This is a genomic window from Salinivibrio sharmensis (genome assembly GCF_001995985.1).
GTDB lineage: Bacteria > Pseudomonadota > Gammaproteobacteria > Enterobacterales > Vibrionaceae > Salinivibrio > Salinivibrio sharmensis.
The window spans coordinates 12,014-28,382 of sequence record NZ_MUFC01000005.1; the positions used below are offsets into that span (position 1 = coordinate 12,014).

The following is a 16,369-nucleotide window of genomic DNA, read 5'->3' on the forward strand; positions in this document are numbered from 1 at the left end:
CGTGTGGATCGCGCCACCATTATGCGCTTGTGGCTGGTTGCTCACGCTTTTTGGGTTTACGTTGCTGAATAAGCAGGCCCACCACAATAAAGCTAAGGCCGATGAGGGTGCTGACATGAATGGTTTCGCCAATAATGGTGGCCAGTAACACCAAAGAGATAAAGGGCGAGATAAAGATCAGATTACTGATGCGAGAGGTATTCTGGGTATATTTCATTGCGCTTAGCCACAACATGAACGTCACGCCCATTTCAAATAATCCCACATAGCTTACCGCGAGCCATCCTTGCCAAGGGATCCCTGTCCACGATGCTGTCATTCCGGCTAACAATAAGGACACCGGTAGCGACAGCATAAAACTTAACAGAATGCCGAGCACGGGATCAGCGGGGTTTTTAGTGTTAAGTACCCAAAAACCTGCCCACAATAGGGTGGAGAGCAGCGCGAGACCAATCCCCAGCGGGCTATCAAATTGTAGCGAGAGCAATTGCCCTTTGGTGGCAATGACCACCACACCAAAATAGCCTAATGCTGCCGCGATCCAGTCTTGGCGGCGAATGGTTTGGCCGAGAAACACTGCTGCCATTAAGGTGAGCGTAATGGCCCAGCTGTAGTTCAAGGGTTGCGCTAAGGACGCGGGGAGAAGGTCGTAGGCTTTGAAAAGGACCAAATAATAAATTAAGGGGTTAATCATCCCTAGCAGGCAATAATAGCCTGGCCGACGACGAAACGTCGGCCACAGTGCCGATAGTTTGCCTTGCACAGCGGCAATGGCGGCGAGTACGACTACCGATACGACACTGGCGGCGGCCAGCATTTGAATCGGGGTCATATAGTTTAGGGTGATTTTGAACGCGGTCGCGACCGTCGACCACAATAGCACGGCAGACAACCCAAATATCAGTGCCTTACGCTCGTTGTGCATACTACCTCCTTGCAAAAATGCCTTTTAAATTAGGCAGTCTACGGTATTCGTACGCACCGAGATAGACTGGACATCTATCCAGTATCCCATTAGCCTTGCTGACATCAGTGACCGTACAATAGAGAACCCATTATGCTTGATGGCCTATCATTATCCACCTTGTCTATCCTGACGTTTTGTGTCGGCGTTATCAGTGCCTCAGGGCTGAGCTATTGGCTGCATCGGCGTGTGGTTGCCCAATATCAACAATGGTTTGATAGCCAATATGCCCAACAGCAGTCGACCGCGGACATGCAACAACAACAGCTTCGTGAGCAACTAGAGCAGCAACAACAAGAGTTGGATAGTTTGGATATTGAGCGCGATCGTCTGACGCAAGAGTTGCGCCAGTATTACGGCAAATTAACCTCTGCCAGTGAGAAGCTACGTCAACAGGAGCAATTACGCCAAGACAATCAAGCGCTATCAGACAAGCTGGATGCAGTACGCGAGGAAAAGTCAGAGCTGTTAGCTGAGCTTCGTGAAGTCAAAGCGAGCGCGGAGCAACAACTCAATGCGGCGAAAGAAAAGCACGCCTTATTGGAAAATGCAGAGGAACGCTTACGCGCCCAATTCGAACAGCTGGCCAATCAAGTGTTTGAACAAAAAGTTCACTCCGTTGACGAGCAAAATAAAATGAGTCTCGAGACCTTACTCGGGCCGCTGAAATCGCAATTAGAAGGGTTTAAAAAGCAAGTGACCGACAGCTTTGGCGAACAAGCGAAAGAACGCCATACCCTGATTCATGAAATCAAAAACCTTCAGCAACTGAACGCGGATATGACCCGTGAAGCGCACAACCTGACGCAAGCACTAAAAGGTGACAACAAGCAACAGGGCAACTGGGGCGAAGTGGTGTTGGCGCGTATTTTGGAAGAGTCTGGCTTGCGTGAAGGGCGTGAGTATCAAACCCAAGTGAGCTTTGAAAACGAGCAAGGTAAGCGCTATCAGCCCGATGTGGTGGTGAAATTACCCCAAGAAAAAGACGTGGTGATTGATGCCAAAATGGCTCTCGTCGCCTATGAACGTTACTACAACGCAGACACCTTGGCTGAGCAAGATGCGGCGCTCAAAGAGCATGTACAAGCCATTCGCCAGCATATCCGTGGGCTGGGGCGTAAAGACTATCATCAGCTTCATGGGGTGCGTTCACTGGACTATGTATTGATGTTCATTCCAGTGGAACCGGCTTTCCAAGTTGCGGTCGAGGCCGATGCCCGCCTGATCCGTGAGGCGATGGACAATAATATTATGTTGGTCAGTCCCACCACTTTGCTGGTGGCACTGCGTACCATCAATAACCTATGGCGCTATGAATACCAAAACCAAAATGCCAAACAAATCGCAGAGAAAGCGAGCAAGCTCTATGACAAGGTGCGTCTATTTGTCGGTGATATGGAAGCGCTAGGCAATGCACTGGGTAAAGCCAGTGACAGTTATCAAGGGGCGATGAATAAACTCAGCCAAGGCCGCGGTAATATTATTCGCCAAGCAGAGGGGTTTAAAGCGCTGGGGGTTGAGGTAAAAAGGGATATCAGCCCGTCGCTCGCCAGTGTCGCTACCGAGCCGGCGGCAGATGAACCTCTTAACCTGACCCAGGCCGAACGGGACGCCAGCCAGCAATAATTCTAATAAACTTGGCTGCACGCTTGGAGTCGGGATGGGCGATAAAGTAAACTGGAGCCAATACGTTAGGGGAACAAAATGACAGATAAAAACGCGCACCAGGATCAAGAGACCATCGACTTTGGCTACCAGCAAGTCAAACGCCAAGAAAAAGAAAGCCTCGTGGCCAATGTGTTTCACTCGGTGGCGGCGAAGTACGATCTGATGAATGATGTGATGTCGATGGGCATTCACCGGATCTGGAAACGCTTTACCATTGATTGCAGTGGTGTTCGTCCTGGGCAAAAAGTGCTCGACTTAGCCGGCGGGACAGGCGATCTGACGGCAAAATTTTCTCGCCTTGTCGGTGAGCGCGGTGAAGTGGTGCTCGCCGACATTAACAACTCAATGCTCAAGGTGGGCCGTGACAAACTGCGCGACAAAGGCATTGTCGGCAATGTCAGTTACGTGCAAGCCAACGCCGAGGCGCTGCCTTTCCCAGATGACCACTTCGATTGCATCACTATCGCGTTTGGCCTGCGTAATGTGACGGACAAAGATGCGGCCTTACGCTCAATGTTTCGTGTCCTTAAACCCGGTGGGCGTTTGCTGGTGCTGGAGTTTTCCAAGCCGGTTGCCGAGCCGTTGTCAAAAGTCTACGACGCCTACTCTTTCCATGTGTTACCGAAAATGGGACAACTGATTGTTAATGACCCAGACAGCTACCGCTACTTGGCCGAGTCGATTCGCATGCACCCTGATCAAGAAACATTAAAAGGAATGATGGAACAAGCCGGGTTTGAACAAACCAGCTACCACAACCTGACCGGTGGTATTGTCGCCCTGCACCGCGGATTTAAATTCTAAGGAGCCCACATGGCGCTTGATTCACTTTTATGCGCGGCCCTTGAAACAGCGTTAAATGCTGTGATTACCAAAGACGCCGACAGCCAGCGTCGCCTGGCTCGGCTAAAAGGGCGTTGTATCGGTGTTACGCTCCAAGAGCTTGATCGACAAATGATTTTTGTCTTCGGCCAACGTATTGATGTACTCAGTCATTATGAGGGCGTACGTGATGCGGATTTGTCATTATCACTATCGGCACTGCCGCAGTTACAGCAAAAGGCCAATTTAACCGCGCTAATCAAAGCGGATAAACTCACGCTTGATGGCGATATTGACGTGGCACAGCAGTTCTCACAGTTGCTCAGCGGTATCGAACTGGATGTGGCTGAGTGGTTGGCACCGTACACTGGCGATGTAATTGCCCACACGGTAGTGAGTCACGCCCAGCAGCGTTGGCAGCAACTCCAGCAATTGGCTCAGCAACAACAGCGTTATGTGGGGGATGTGATTACTGAAGAGTGGCGTTTAGCGCCTGGGCCACTTGAAGTCGCCGCCTACAGTGACCAAGTGGACGAGCTGCGCAGCGACGTGGCGCGACTGGAAGCCAGGTTTAAGCAGTTGGTAGAACGGGTGGAGTCTGCATGACACTCAATGAAATTCGTCGCTTGTATTTTATCATCCGTACCTTACTTCTGTACGGTGTCGATGCTTTATTGCCCAAACAGCCGTTAACTCGGCTTGCCCACCTTGGTCGTCAATCACTGTTTTGGTTGAAAAACCAGCACCCAGACAAGCCGGTAGGAGAACGCTTGCGGTTGGCGCTGCAAAGCTTAGGGCCAGTATGGGTCAAGCTGGGTCAAATGATGTCAACGCGTCGTGATCTCTTTCCGGGGGATATCGCCAACGAGCTGGCGCAACTGCAAGATAAAGTGGCGCCGTTTGATGGACACAAAGCCAAGGCACAAATTGAAGCCTCGCTAGGCGGCCCATTAGAAACCTGGTTCAGCGACTTTGATCCCCATCCACTCGCCTCCGCCTCAATCGCCCAAGTGCATACCGCTACGCTCAAATCGAACGGCCGCGAAGTGGTGCTGAAAGTGATTCGCCCCGATATTTTGCCGGTGATCCAAGCTGACTTGCGCTTAATGTATCGTGTGGCACGGTTGGTGGCGCGTTTTCTGCCTGATGCGCGGCGGTTAAAACCGGTCGAAGTGATCCGCGAGTACGAAAAAACCTTGCTCGATGAGCTAGATTTGATGCGCGAAGCGGCCAATACCATTCAGCTGCGCCGCAATTTTGAAAACGACCCGGCGCTGTATGTGCCCGAAGTGTTCAGCGATTACTGCCGCAAAGACGTGATGGTGTCTGAGCGAATCTATGGCATTCAAGTGTCGGATATCGAGGCGCTACAAGCCAATGGCACTGATATGAAGCTGCTGGCTGAGCGCGGGGTGGAGGTGTTCTTTACTCAGGTGTTTCGTGACAGCTTTTTCCATGCGGATATGCACCCGGGCAACGTGTTTGTCTCCTACGAGCACCCGGATGACCCGCAGTGGATTGGGCTGGATTGCGGGATTGTCGGTACCTTAAATCGCGACGATAAACGCTATTTGGCGGAAAACTTTATCGCCTTTTTTAACCGCGATTACCGCAAAGTGGCCGAATTACACGTCGACTCTGGCTGGGTGCCGCACGACACCAACGTGGATGATTTTGAGTTTGCCATTCGCACCGTGTGTGAGCCCATTTTCGAAAAGCCACTGTGCGAAATCTCGTTCGGTAATGTGTTATTAAACCTATTTAATACCGCGCGCCGGTTTAATATGGAAGTGCAGCCGCAGCTGGTGTTGTTGCAAAAAACCTTACTCTACATTGAAGGACTGGGGCGTCAGCTCTATCCGCAGTTAGATTTGTGGACCACGGCCAAGCCGTTTTTAGAGTCGTGGATGAAGCAGCAAGTGGGGCCCCAAGCGGTGTGGGCAGCGGTCAAAGAGAAAGCGCCATTTTGGGCAGAGAAGCTGCCTGAAATTCCAGAGCTCGTATACGATGGTTTACGGCAAGGTCGTCAGGTCAATCAGCGTTTAGAAGCCTATTATCACGGTTACTTGCAGACCAAACAGCGTCACTCGCGCGCCACTTATATGCTCGGGATTGGTGCGACGTTACTGCTAACGGCGACCATTTTGTTTGCCAATCGAGTCGAGACCTTACCGAGTGTCGCCGCTGCAGGTGCGGTTATCTTTTGGTTGTGGGGCTGGCGACTTTGTAATAAAACCTGTAATAAATAGCAGTTACACTGCTGCGCACATCAAGTTAACCAAACGGAAGAAAGGGAACCGGTATGGGTGGAATTAGTATTTGGCAGTTGCTGATCATTGCGGTGATTGTGGTGTTGTTATTTGGTACCAAGAAGCTACGTAACATGGGGGGCGATCTTGGCTCAGCGGTCAAAGGCTTTAAAAAAGCAATGAACGATGATGAAACCAAAACCACTGACAAAGATGCGGATTTTCAGCAGCAGTCGCTGGATAACAGTGACACCGATGCGTCGAAAAATGAGCAAGCACGCAAAGATAAAGAGCAGGTGTAAGCCGTGTTTGATATTGGTTTCTGGGAACTAGTACTGATTGCCATCATTGGTTTGGTGGTGCTTGGCCCAGAGCGATTACCGGTCGCGATACGCAATGTGTCGCGCTGGATGGGGGCGGCAAAGCGGATGGCAGGCTCCGTCCGTGATGAGCTTGAGCAAGAGCTCAAACTCAAAGAGCTCCAGGACAACTTACATAAGGCCGAACAAGCGGGGATGAAAGATTTGTCACCTGAGTTACAAGAGTCGGTCGACACCCTACGTCAACGCGCGGCGGATGTACAACGCCCTTATGCAGCATCACCTGCTTCTCATCACCCAGATGAAGGCGACGATGCGCCATCAACGGATAAGCGATAACGAGCCCGACGCTTTATGTTTTCGGTGAACAAACCACTATGTCTGTAAACGATACTCAGCCTCTTATCAGCCACTTGATGGAGCTTCGCAACCGCCTGCTGCGCGCAATTATCGCCATTTTGGTGGTGTTTGCCTGCTTGGTGTATTTTGCCAATGATATTTACAGCCTGATAGCCCAACCGCTGATCGACAAACTGCCCGAAGGGGCGAGCATGATCGCCACCGATGTGGCCTCACCCTTTTTTACCCCCATTAAGCTTACGCTAGTGATATCGGTATTCGTGGCCATCCCTGTGGTGCTGTACCAAATCTGGGCGTTCGTGGCCCCCGGCCTCTATAAGCACGAACAGCGGTTGGTGATGCCGCTTTTGGTTTCCAGTTCATTGCTGTTTTACGCGGGCGTGGCGTTTGCGTATTGGGTTGTGCTGCCATTGGTCTTTGGCTTTTTCACCTCTATCGCGCCAGAAGGGGTGCAAGTGGCAACCGATATTGCCAGTTATCTCGACTTTATCTTGGCGCTGTTCCTCGCCTTTGGGATTGCCTTTGAGATCCCTATCGCGATTATACTGCTGGTGTGGACAGGCGCGACCACGGCACAAAGCTTAACCCGCAAGCGGCCTTATGTGATTGTAGCTGCGTTTGTGGTGGGGATGATGCTGACACCACCGGATATGATTTCACAAACCCTGCTGGCTATTCCTATGTGCTTGCTGTTCGAGCTGGGCGTGGTTCTGTCGCGCTTTTATGTCCCGCGTGAAAAGTCCACATCCGAAGAGGCCAGTGAATGATCGATATTGGTGTTAACCTGACCAGTACACGGTTTGAGCAAGACAGAGACACCGTGGTGGCGGATGCCAAACAGGCGGGCATCACGGGCATGATTTTGACCGGCACCAGTGTTGAAGAAAGCCAAGCGGCGGCCGCGCTAGCGAGGTCTTATCCTGGTTTTGCCTATGCCACGGCGGGTGTTCATCCGCATGATGCCAAATCGGTCGAGGCGACAGATTTAAGCGCTATTCAGCAATTAGCGCAGCGTCCCGAGGTGGTGGCGATCGGTGAGTGTGGGCTCGATTTCAATCGCGATTTTTCGCCGCGGCCGCAACAAGAAGCGGTGTTTGAGGCGCAGCTTGCGCTAGCGGCTGAGTTATCGATGCCAGTGTTTATGCACTGTCGTGATGCCCACGATCGCTGGTTCGCCATTTTGCGGCCATGGCTCGACAAACTGCCCGCAGCGGTACTGCATTGTTTTACTGGCGATGACCGTGCACTGCGCGATTGCCTCGATGCCGGCTTATATATAGGGGTGACGGGGTGGCTATGCGACGAGCGCCGCGGACAGCAGCTGCAGCAACAGGTAAGCTGGTTGCCCAATGATAGGCTGATGATAGAAACCGATGCGCCGTATTTACAGCCTCGCGACATACGGCCGCGACCCAAACGCAGTCGCAATGAGCCGAAATATTTGCCACACATTGCCCAAACAGTGGCACGATTGCGCCAACAGCCTGTCGAACATATTATTGATTGTACAATAAAAAACACTCAGCGCTGCTTTTCGATTCAGTGACTGGGTGAACACTACACGAGGCAGTTCGCTGCCCCAAAGCCCAGGTCTGCAACTTAAAGGAGGATACTGTGACCGTATCCATTCAAGGCGCCTTTCCTGCTCGACGCCTGCGTCGTACACGCAAAACTGACTTTAGCCGCCGTATGGTGGCGGAGCACTCATTATCCGCAAGCGATTTGATTTACCCGATCTTCGTGTTGATGGGTAAGAATCGTCGTGAGCCAGTCGCATCCATGCCCGGCATCGAGCGGCTCTCGATCGATTTGTTGCTCCATGAAGCGGATTACCTGGCCAAGCTGGGTGTCCCTGCCATTGCGCTTTTTCCTGTGATCCCGAAAGAGTTTAAGACCAGCTGTGCCTCGGAGGCATTTAACCCCGAAGGGTTAGTGCCACGCGCGGTGCGCTTGCTCAAAGAGCATGTGCCACAAATGGGCGTGATCACCGATGTGGCGTTAGACCCTTACACCGTGCACGGCCAAGACGGGATCATTGATGAAGACGGCTATGTGATGAATGAGCCCACCACCGAGGTACTGATCAAACAAGCCCTATCTCATGCCGAAGCGGGCGTCGATATTGTCGCGCCTTCTGACATGATGGATGGACGAATTGGTCGTATTCGTGAGTCGTTGGAAGCCAATGGTCATATCAATACCCAGATCATGGCGTACTCTGCCAAGTATGCGTCCAATTACTATGGCCCGTTTCGCGATGCATTAGGCTCGGCGGCGAATCTGAAAGGCGGTAACAAGGCCAACTATCAAATGGATCCGGCCAACAGTGATGAAGCCTTGCACGAAGTGGCGATGGATATTGCTGAAGGGGCGGATACCGTGATGGTTAAACCCGGGATGCCGTATTTGGATGTGGTACGCCGGGTAAAAAATGAGCTTAAGGTGCCAACCTTTGCTTACCAAGTATCGGGTGAATATGCGATGCACAAAGCGGCAATCGATAATGGTTGGCTAAAAGAGCGCGAGACGGTGATGGAGTCATTATTGTGCTTTAAGCGTGCGGGGGCCGATGGCATCCTGACTTACTTTGCTAAGCAAGTGGCCGAGTGGTTAGCGGAAGACGCCGGCGCTACTTTGCCTCCCAGACCGGAAGAGACGGTCGGTTAACTCTCCTTTTATGACAGCGCCCTTGCCCCGGGCAAGGGCGTTTTTTTAGCCTGCCCAGTATAACCCCACAAAGTTCAAGGGATCACATTGCGATTAATGGGGTTCTGTAGTGAGATCAGTGTTTCGGTGGATTGCACTTCGTCGATGGCTTGTAGCTTGTCAATCAACACAAACTGTAATTCTTCGATAGAGCGACACATGAGCTTAACGAAAATATTATAGGCCCCCGTGGTGTAGTAGGCTTCTACTACCTCGTCGAGCTGATTGAGTTTGTCCAGCGCCGAGTGGTAATCCCGCGCCGCTTTAAGGTTGATACCGATAAAGCAGCACACGTCGTAGCCGAGTTTTTTGGTATTGACCAATATTTCCGTGCCTTCGATGATGCCCGCAGCTTTCATTTTCTCAACCCGCACGTGAACTGTGGCGGGACTGACATTAAAGCGCTTGGCCATTTCTGCGTAAGGGACGCGTGCATCATCCAACAGGGTAGAGAGAATACGACGATCTAGGTCATCTAATTTTGGCAACTCGTTCATTGTTTTAGTCTTTTTGTTATAGCATGGCCAGACTTTTCGTTAACGCGGTTGCTTAGCCACTTCGTTAACGCCTAATGTAGGGTATCGCGTTGTTTAGCAAGATACCAACAAACCAACAGGAAGGGGATGTGGGGATCAGATACATTTTCGGTGGTTTATTACTGCTTATCGCCAGTAGCGTCAATGCCGCACAAAAAGATGTGCTGGTGGTGCATTCCTATCATCCTGGCTTCTTTTGGAATCAGGCGCTGGTTGAAGGGTTGGAAACGGCGACACAAGGCGAAGAGATCGCCTTCCAGCATTCCTACCTAGAAAGTAAACGCTACCAATCGGATGCCTATCGCGAACAGCTTAAAGATGTTTATATCCATAAACTGACCAACCATGATTTTGATGCCATTCTCACCACGGATAATGCCGCACTCTGGCTCATCCATGAGCTGCATGAATACGTGGGGGAGACACCGGTGGTGTATGCGGGGCTCAATAACTTTGGTCGCCAACACTACCCCTTGTTGCCCAAGGTCACTGGGGTGAAAGAAGAAATAGACTTACCGCGCAACTTGTCATTAATGAAGCGCTTACACCCAGATTTAAAGCGGGTGTACGTACTGCTCGATGAGACCTTTTCCAGTCGTCAGTATTGGAATGTGGTGAAGGCTCAGCTGAGAAACGATGGTAACGCGGGTGTTGAGGTTGTCAGGCTATCTAGCCTCTCTTTCCAAGCGTTGCATGACCGCATTCAAGCGATGCAGCCGGGCGAGGCGGTATATTATTTATCCTACTTTCGCGATAAAAATGGCACCTTTCTCGATAGGCTCAGTGGCATCAACTCACTGATCCAAAACGCGCCCGTGCCAATTTATGGTGCGATGAGCTTTATGCTGGGTCAGGGCGTGATCGGGGGCATTGTCATCGATGGAAAAACTCAAGGTCAGCACCAAGGTCAGCTGCTGTTGGATGTACTGGCAGGCAAGCTTCCCCCTGAGCGAGACAGTACGAACCTGATGTTATTCGATTACCCGGCGCTGAAAGATTGGGGCGTGGATGTGAGCGCCATCGAAGACGCTGTGGTGATCAATAAGCCTCAGCCGCTGTGGCTAAAGCACCAAGTTGCGTTTCAAGCCGTGGCATTGGCGGTGTTGGTATTGGGAAGCGTGATTGCCATGCTCGGTGCCAATATTCGCCAGTTACGCCGCAGTGAATCAGCGTTAAAGCGCCACCGAGCGATGCTTAAAGGCATTTTTGATCAAAGTAACCAGTTTATTGCGCTGTTGGATGAGAACGGGATCTTGGTCTCAGGCAATGCCAGTTTTAACCAATTAATCAGCGTGAGTCACCCTTATCGTGGTCGGCCTTTGTGGTTTTGGCCGATTTGGCGTAACCCCGCCCGCCTGGAGGAGTACCTCAAGCTCACCGATTTCTCCCAGCCTCGCCGGTTTGAGCTTTGCCTCAGTGAAGCGCATCGTGAGGTGATCTTGGATGTAGCGGTCAAGGGGTTTCCCAGCGAAAATGGCCAACGGCGCGTCCTGTTAGAGGCCCGTGATATTACCCAGCGCAAACAAACCGAAGAGAAGCTACAACGAAGCGAAATTGAATATCGCATGTTGTATGAACAGCAACCTGTGATCCTATTAACCATTGATTACCAAGCACGTATTCAATCGCTCAATCAGTATGCCGCCGATTTGTTTGGTTATGACAAAGCCGCCTTATTAGGGCACAAGATCACCTCTTTATATGAGGATCATCAAGTGCCTCCCCATCGAATGATTAAACGCGATCACAACAACCAAGAGCAGGTATGGCGGCGTGAGATCCCGTATCGTGCCGGCAATGGTCATACCTTGTGGGTGCGTGAAACCGTGCGCGCGATGCATAATCAGACGCAGTTGCTGGTGGTGGGCGAAGACATCACTGCGCATCGAGAAATGGAAAACCAGCTGACTTATCAAGCCCATCACGACTACTTAACGGGGCTGTATAATCGTAGCTATTTTGAGCAAAAGCTCGCCGCCGCGCTGTTACAGGCGCGAGAGGAAGATCAGTGTCACGCGATGTACTACATCGATATGGATCAATTTAAGCTGATTAACGACACCGCCGGACATGAAGCAGGGGACGAGGCGCTCAAACAAGTGGCGCAGATTATCCAGCAACATCTGCCAACAGGGGCGGTCTTATCGCGACTCGGGGGCGATGAATTTGGCGTGATTGCCTATCATCACTCGGCCGAACGCGCGCTGACTTGGGGACACCAACTCCTGGCAACCTTGGCGGACAGTGAGTTTTTCTGGCATGGCAGCCGTATGCGCTTAGCATGCTCATTGGGTATTCGCCTTCTAGATCGTACCGCCGGTTCGCCGCAGCAAGTGCATGCGCAAGCGGATACCGCCTGCTACGCGGCGAAAGATGAAGGGCGTAATCGCCTGCACCTTTACCACCCAGATGATGAAGAGCTGCAACGTCGCGAACAAGAAATGGCCTATGTGAGTCATATCCATGATGCCATTGCCCACGATCGCTTTGATATCTACGCGCAGCAAATCGTGGATATCCGTCCGGGCACCGAAGACAAGCTGTATATTGAAGCCTTGGTGCGGATGCGTGATACCAAAGGCGGTTGGTTACCGCCGAGCATGTTTATCCCAGCCGCCGAACGCTACAACATGGCGCATCAACTGGACACCGTCGTAGTGACCAAAACCCTGGCGTGGTTTGATGCTCACCCTGAGCAAATTGCTAAGCTTGGGAAAGTCTCTATAAACCTATCGGGGCGGTCGATCACCCAAAAAGATTTTGTCACCTTCTTAATCGCCGCGATTAAGCAAACCCAAGTGCCTAGCGAATGCATTTGTTTGGAGATCACGGAAACGGCGGCTATCACTAACATGAGTAGTGCGATCGATCTTTTCTCCCAGCTGAAGGCATTAGGGTGCGTCATTGCGCTAGATGACTTTGGTGCGGGCATTTCATCGTTTGGATACTTGAAGCGCTTGCCGGTCGATATCATCAAGATTGATGGTCAATTTATTCGCGATATCGCCACCGATGCCACCGATTATGCAATGGTGAAAGCAATTAATGAATTGGCCAAACAAATGGGTAAGCAAACCGTGGCAGAGTTTGTGGAAAATGCTCACATTCTCAACAAACTGCGCGCACTGGATGTGGATTTTGCTCAAGGGTACCACTTTAGTGTGCCCGCGCCCTTGGATGAGCAGGTAAAAAGTTGGTCTGCACGTCGAGAGACGATGAAGGAAAAAATCCATCTCTGATATACTCGAGCGGTAACCCGCTGTGGAGATCCAATGTGCAACTCAGTTTGATTTGCGAGGCCCCTGAAAAAGAGCACGAGTTTGAGGAGCTAAAAAGTAAGTGGACACTTACACACACACCTGATTCGTCATTTGCGCTGGTGATGACCGAGGCGCGTCTTGAGCTGCGTAAACAGGATGAACCTAAACTAGGCGCAGTATTTGTGGATTTTGTCGGTGGTGCGGTCGGTCATCGGCGTAAATTTGGCGGCGGAAAGGGGCAAGCCATTGCCAAGGCGGTGGGGCTCAATAAAGGCGTGACGCCAAGCGTGCTGGATGCGACCGCGGGACTCGGACGTGATGCGTTTGTCTTAGCTTCCTTGGGTTGCCAAGTGCAAATGATTGAGCGGCACCCGGTGGTCGCCGCACTACTCGACGACGGCTTACAGCGTGGCTATCGCGATCCAGATATTGGCGCGTGGATGCAATCGCGTATGACATTGCTGCATGCCAGCAGTGAGCAAGCACTCACCGATATGGCGCAGACCCCCGGGCTGCGACGGCCTGATGTGGTCTATTTAGACCCCATGTATCCGCACAAGAAAAAAGCAGCCCTGGTGAAGAAAGAAATGCGCGTGTTCCAGTCTTTAGTGGGGGCGGACACGGACGCCGACGCCTTGTTATCGCCAGCCTGTCAACTTGCACGTAGTCGTGTGGTCGTTAAGCGCCCAGATTATGCTGAGCCTTTGGCGGCCATTGCCCCGCACTCGAGTATTACCACCAAGAAAAACCGTTTTGACATGTACATCAACGCGGCGTTAAGTGCGGAGGTGTAAATGGCTAAATCTTTGTGTAAATGGCGACGGGGTGAGGTTGAGGCTAACTTGAGTACCCTTGCGGCAATTACCATGCCACCGCGAGCTGCTTGTAGCAAGTGTGCGCGGGTGGCCAGTGATAAAGGCTATTTATGTCGTCCCGTTTCGCTTGTCGATGGCGCGGAGAAGAAGGTGGCCAAAGGCGCGGATAACGTCGACAAAAAGGCGAAAAAAGCCAAGAAGAAAGTGAAGCAAAAAGCCGAAAAGAAAGGCAAGAAGAGTAAGAAGGATAAGAAAGAAAAAAAGAAAGCGAATAAGGGCAGTCAGTAACAAAGGCTCCATAGCGAACCATGGAGCCTTTGAGCGCTTAGTCGAGGCCTTTTACCATCAGTACGGTTAGCAGTCCGGTAATTACTGAGATAATCAGGCCAGAAACGATTAGCCAAGGCAACATATCCATCATGTTCTGCACTCACTTCTTTTTTTATGAATTGGGGGAAAAGCGAGCATGATTGAGCCTGAGTTTAGCCACGTTCGCAACGTGCTAGACGTAGCCAGTTAAGCTTAGTAACTATTAGAAACAAGGTGGTGATAAAGCCATCAACAAGCCCCCGTGGCACATAGGTCTATTAGTACAAAGGGTCTCCATCATGAGTGTCAATCAAGGAAAAGCCGAGATACCGGTTTGGGATAAAGAGGAAGCATTGAGCCGGCTAATGGATAGCCCGGCGCTTCTCGATGAGGCTTGCAGTATATTTGTTGAGGAAAGTGAGCAACAACTGCCAAGCATGGAAAAGCAGCTTGCCAATGCCGACTATGCCGCCTTGGCGCGCGAAGCACATAAGATGAAAGGCAGTGCGGGCAACCTTGCTGCGCTAGAGCTGCATCAGCAAGCGCTTGCGCTCGAGCAAGCGGCAAAGCAGGAAGCCGCCGACCACGCGGCTGAGGCGCTATCGGACATCAAAGAAGGCCTGGCGCGATTTTGCGCACAGCTTACCTACTAGCATTGTGTTGGACAGAGTAGTGAGCTGCCAATAAAAAACGCCGTGTGTTGACACGGCGTTTTGATATGAGCCCATCTTGCGCGGCTTAGCGCATAGTAACAAACTCTTCCGAGCCGGTGGGGTGAATCGCGACCACACTGTCAAAGTCTGCTTTGGTGGCGCCCATCTTCATCGCCACCGCAAAACCTTGAATCATCTCGTCAACGGTAAAGCCAATACCGTGTAGTCCGACCACTTTTTCTTCATCACCGACACATACCAGCTTCATTTTGCAGGGTTGGCGGTGCTGAGTGACAGCGGTATACATGGCCGCAAAGCTTGATGTGTAAACCTTGATATTGTCATCACCGTATTTGGCACGTGCCTCTGGCTCGCTCAAACCAATGGTGCCGATTGGCGGGTGGCTAAAGACCACGGTGGGGACCAAATCATAGTCCATTTTGGCATGCGTTTGGCCGTTAAACAGACGTTCTGACAGTAAGCGCCCCGCTTTGACGGCGACAGGCGTCAGCTCAATCCCGCCATCCATGATATCACCGACACAGTGAATGTGCGGGACACTGGTGGTCTGATACGGGTCAACCTTGATGTAGCCATCGGCCGTGGTCTGCACGTCGGTGGCGCCGAGGTTGATTTTATCCGTGGTTGGGTGACGACCGATCGCCCAAATCAGGGTGTCCGTGTTGTGAGTGGTGCCGTTTTCAAAGGCAAGCGTCAGGCTACCGTCGCTTTCTTCCGTTACCGACACGGGCACATGCTGGGTGTGAAGGGTGGGGCCTTCTTTTTCCATCACTTCGACCAAGGTATCGGTCACCATGGGGTCAAAGGTGCGCAGTGGGCGATCTTTACGCACAAACAAGTGGGTATCAGAGCCTAGCGCATGCAGGACACCGGCGATTTCGACCGCGATGTAACCGGCGCCCACCACAGCCACACGCTTAGGTTGCTCGGGGAGGGCAAAGAAGCCGTCAGAGTCGATCCCTAATTCCGCACCCGGAATAGTTGGAATGGTTGGCGTGCCGCCCACGGCGATCAAAAAATGATCGGCGGTGTAGTGCTCGCCATCTACCTCTACCGTGTTGTTATCGACAAAGCGGGCAAAACCGCGGATGACATCGATATTGTTTTTGCCCAGTACGTTGTCGTAGGCCTTGTGAATGCGGCTAATGTAGGCTTCACGGTTATCCACTAAGGTTGACCAATTAAAGCCTTTTACATCCACATCAAAGCCGTAGTCTGATGCATAGAGGTTCAGCGCTTCAGCAACTTGAGCGCCATGCCACATGACTTTTTTAGGGACACAGCCTACGTTTACGCAGGTGCCGCCAAGGTGTTTTGCTTCAATAAGGGCGACTTTAGCACCGTGCATCGCGGCACGGTTGGCTGAGGCAATACCGCCGCTGCCGCCACCGATACAGATGTAGTCGAAATGCTTCGCCATGTCTTTCTCCATCTTATAGGCACTGGGTGCCACTGGCATTGATATCGAGGTCAGCTTGTCGTGTTTGGCGTCGCTTGTAAAGCCACCATCTCTGACCCACTGAGCAATAGCATACCAAACCGGCAGTGAGGCAGCAGTCTCAGAATCATTTTGTAACGCTCGCAATACACGCCGGTAAACGGGGAGGGATTGAAAAGCGTCAAGAGAGACGGCATATAAAGAAAGTTACTTATCTGCCCGGGGCTCGCAATGTGAGCGCCTTATCA

The 16,369-nt window shown here is 51.7% G+C and carries 16 protein-coding genes; 13 read left to right on the forward strand and 3 right to left on the reverse strand.

Translation table 11 applies throughout. From position 1 onward, the window contains the following. Positions 1–19 precede the first annotated feature (19 nt). Positions 20–925 carry a DMT family transporter gene (locus BZG74_RS06135; RefSeq protein ID WP_077771808.1) on the reverse strand — a complete coding sequence of 302 codons (906 nt, stop codon included), beginning with the start codon at positions 923–925 and terminating at the stop codon, positions 20–22. Between the two features lie 132 nt (positions 926–1,057). On the opposite strand from BZG74_RS06135, the gene rmuC reads away from it, so the two are divergent. The 9 genes from rmuC (at position 1,058) to hemB (ending at position 9,050) form a co-directional block, all read left to right on the forward strand. Then, positions 1,058–2,590, forward strand: a complete 1,533-nt coding sequence (gene rmuC, locus BZG74_RS06140; RefSeq protein WP_077771809.1) for a DNA recombination protein RmuC — start codon at positions 1,058–1,060, stop codon at positions 2,588–2,590. A 78-nt stretch (positions 2,591–2,668) separates the two neighbouring features. Next, the gene (ubiE, locus tag BZG74_RS06145; protein WP_077771810.1) at positions 2,669–3,436 is read left to right on the forward strand and encodes a bifunctional demethylmenaquinone methyltransferase/2-methoxy-6-polyprenyl-1,4-benzoquinol methylase UbiE; all 768 of its coding nucleotides are present in this window, start codon (positions 2,669–2,671) and stop codon (positions 3,434–3,436) included. A gap of 9 nt (positions 3,437–3,445) precedes the next feature. After that, on the forward strand, positions 3,446–4,060 hold the full coding sequence (locus tag BZG74_RS06150) for a ubiquinone biosynthesis accessory factor UbiJ (protein ID WP_077771811.1): 615 nt from the start codon (positions 3,446–3,448) through the stop codon (positions 4,058–4,060). Further along, positions 4,057–5,703, forward strand: coding sequence for a ubiquinone biosynthesis regulatory protein kinase UbiB (ubiB, locus tag BZG74_RS06155; RefSeq protein ID WP_077771812.1), 1,647 nt, complete (start codon positions 4,057–4,059; stop codon positions 5,701–5,703). Before BZG74_RS06150 ends, ubiB begins: the two co-directional genes overlap by 4 nt. A gap of 53 nt (positions 5,704–5,756) precedes the next feature. Next, positions 5,757–6,005 carry a Sec-independent protein translocase subunit TatA gene (gene tatA, locus BZG74_RS06160; RefSeq protein WP_077771813.1) on the forward strand — a complete coding sequence of 83 codons (249 nt, stop codon included), beginning with the start codon at positions 5,757–5,759 and terminating at the stop codon, positions 6,003–6,005. 3 nt (positions 6,006–6,008) lie between these two features. Then, positions 6,009–6,362, forward strand: a complete 354-nt coding sequence (gene tatB, locus BZG74_RS06165) for a Sec-independent protein translocase protein TatB (RefSeq protein WP_077771814.1) — start codon at positions 6,009–6,011, stop codon at positions 6,360–6,362. A 38-nt stretch (positions 6,363–6,400) separates the two neighbouring features. Beyond that, a complete protein-coding gene (tatC, locus tag BZG74_RS06170) occupies positions 6,401–7,150 on the forward strand; it encodes a twin-arginine translocase subunit TatC (RefSeq protein WP_077771815.1) in 750 nt (249 codons plus the stop codon). Continuing rightward, positions 7,147–7,929 carry a TatD family hydrolase gene (locus BZG74_RS06175; RefSeq protein ID WP_077771816.1) on the forward strand — a complete coding sequence of 261 codons (783 nt, stop codon included), beginning with the start codon at positions 7,147–7,149 and terminating at the stop codon, positions 7,927–7,929. The genes tatC and BZG74_RS06175 overlap by 4 nt, the downstream gene beginning before the upstream one ends. A 68-nt stretch (positions 7,930–7,997) precedes the next feature. Continuing rightward, on the forward strand, positions 7,998–9,050 hold the full coding sequence (hemB, locus tag BZG74_RS06180) for a porphobilinogen synthase (protein WP_069361806.1): 1,053 nt from the start codon (positions 7,998–8,000) through the stop codon (positions 9,048–9,050). A gap of 74 nt (positions 9,051–9,124) precedes the next feature. Here the strand turns inward: hemB and asnC are convergent, their stop codons facing one another. After that, the gene (asnC, locus tag BZG74_RS06185; RefSeq protein WP_074213846.1) at positions 9,125–9,586 is read right to left on the reverse strand and encodes a transcriptional regulator AsnC; all 462 of its coding nucleotides are present in this window, start codon (positions 9,584–9,586) and stop codon (positions 9,125–9,127) included. 128 nt (positions 9,587–9,714) lie between these two features. Between asnC and BZG74_RS06190 the strand changes: the two genes are divergently transcribed. From BZG74_RS06190 to BZG74_RS06205, 4 genes are all read left to right on the forward strand, one after another. Beyond that, positions 9,715–12,864: an ABC transporter substrate binding protein gene (locus tag BZG74_RS06190; RefSeq protein WP_235605716.1), complete on the forward strand. Its 3,150-nt coding sequence runs from the start codon at positions 9,715–9,717 to the stop codon at positions 12,862–12,864. A 35-nt stretch (positions 12,865–12,899) separates the two neighbouring features. Then, positions 12,900–13,679, forward strand: coding sequence for a class I SAM-dependent methyltransferase (locus tag BZG74_RS06195; protein WP_077771817.1), 780 nt, complete (start codon positions 12,900–12,902; stop codon positions 13,677–13,679). Continuing rightward, positions 13,680–13,988 (forward strand): hypothetical protein, encoded by a 309-nt coding sequence (locus BZG74_RS06200; RefSeq protein WP_077771818.1) that lies wholly within the window; start codon positions 13,680–13,682, stop codon positions 13,986–13,988. A gap of 320 nt (positions 13,989–14,308) precedes the next feature. Then, positions 14,309–14,662 carry an Hpt domain-containing protein gene (locus BZG74_RS06205; protein WP_077771819.1) on the forward strand — a complete coding sequence of 118 codons (354 nt, stop codon included), beginning with the start codon at positions 14,309–14,311 and terminating at the stop codon, positions 14,660–14,662. A gap of 85 nt (positions 14,663–14,747) precedes the next feature. On the opposite strand, the gene gorA is transcribed toward BZG74_RS06205, so the two are convergent. After that, on the reverse strand, positions 14,748–16,103 hold the full coding sequence (gene gorA / locus BZG74_RS06210) for a glutathione-disulfide reductase (RefSeq protein ID WP_077771820.1): 1,356 nt from the start codon (positions 16,101–16,103) through the stop codon (positions 14,748–14,750). Between the last annotated feature and the right edge of the window lie 266 nt (positions 16,104–16,369).

What these genes read in the sequence shown, in the direction of transcription:
- tatA (WP_077771813.1), top strand. Translation starts at nt 5,757, where the DNA reads ATGGGTGGAATTAGTATTTGGCAGTTGCTGATCATTGCGGTGATTGTG.
- BZG74_RS06205 (WP_077771819.1), top strand. Translation starts at nt 14,309, where the DNA reads ATGAGTGTCAATCAAGGAAAAGCCGAGATACCGGTTTGGGATAAAGAG.
- ubiB (WP_077771812.1), top strand. Translation starts at nt 4,057, where the DNA reads ATGACACTCAATGAAATTCGTCGCTTGTATTTTATCATCCGTACCTTA.
- gorA (WP_077771820.1), bottom strand. Translation starts at nt 16,103, where the DNA reads ATGGCGAAGCATTTCGACTACATCTGTATCGGTGGCGGCAGCGGCGGT.
- BZG74_RS06150 (WP_077771811.1), top strand. Translation starts at nt 3,446, where the DNA reads ATGGCGCTTGATTCACTTTTATGCGCGGCCCTTGAAACAGCGTTAAAT.
- ubiE (WP_077771810.1), top strand. Translation starts at nt 2,669, where the DNA reads ATGACAGATAAAAACGCGCACCAGGATCAAGAGACCATCGACTTTGGC.
- tatC (WP_077771815.1), top strand. Translation starts at nt 6,401, where the DNA reads ATGTCTGTAAACGATACTCAGCCTCTTATCAGCCACTTGATGGAGCTT.
- BZG74_RS06175 (WP_077771816.1), top strand. Translation starts at nt 7,147, where the DNA reads ATGATCGATATTGGTGTTAACCTGACCAGTACACGGTTTGAGCAAGAC.
- BZG74_RS06200 (WP_077771818.1), top strand. Translation starts at nt 13,680, where the DNA reads ATGGCTAAATCTTTGTGTAAATGGCGACGGGGTGAGGTTGAGGCTAAC.
- BZG74_RS06135 (WP_077771808.1), bottom strand. Translation starts at nt 925, where the DNA reads ATGCACAACGAGCGTAAGGCACTGATATTTGGGTTGTCTGCCGTGCTA.
- asnC (WP_074213846.1), bottom strand. Translation starts at nt 9,586, where the DNA reads ATGAACGAGTTGCCAAAATTAGATGACCTAGATCGTCGTATTCTCTCT.
- rmuC (WP_077771809.1), top strand. Translation starts at nt 1,058, where the DNA reads ATGCTTGATGGCCTATCATTATCCACCTTGTCTATCCTGACGTTTTGT.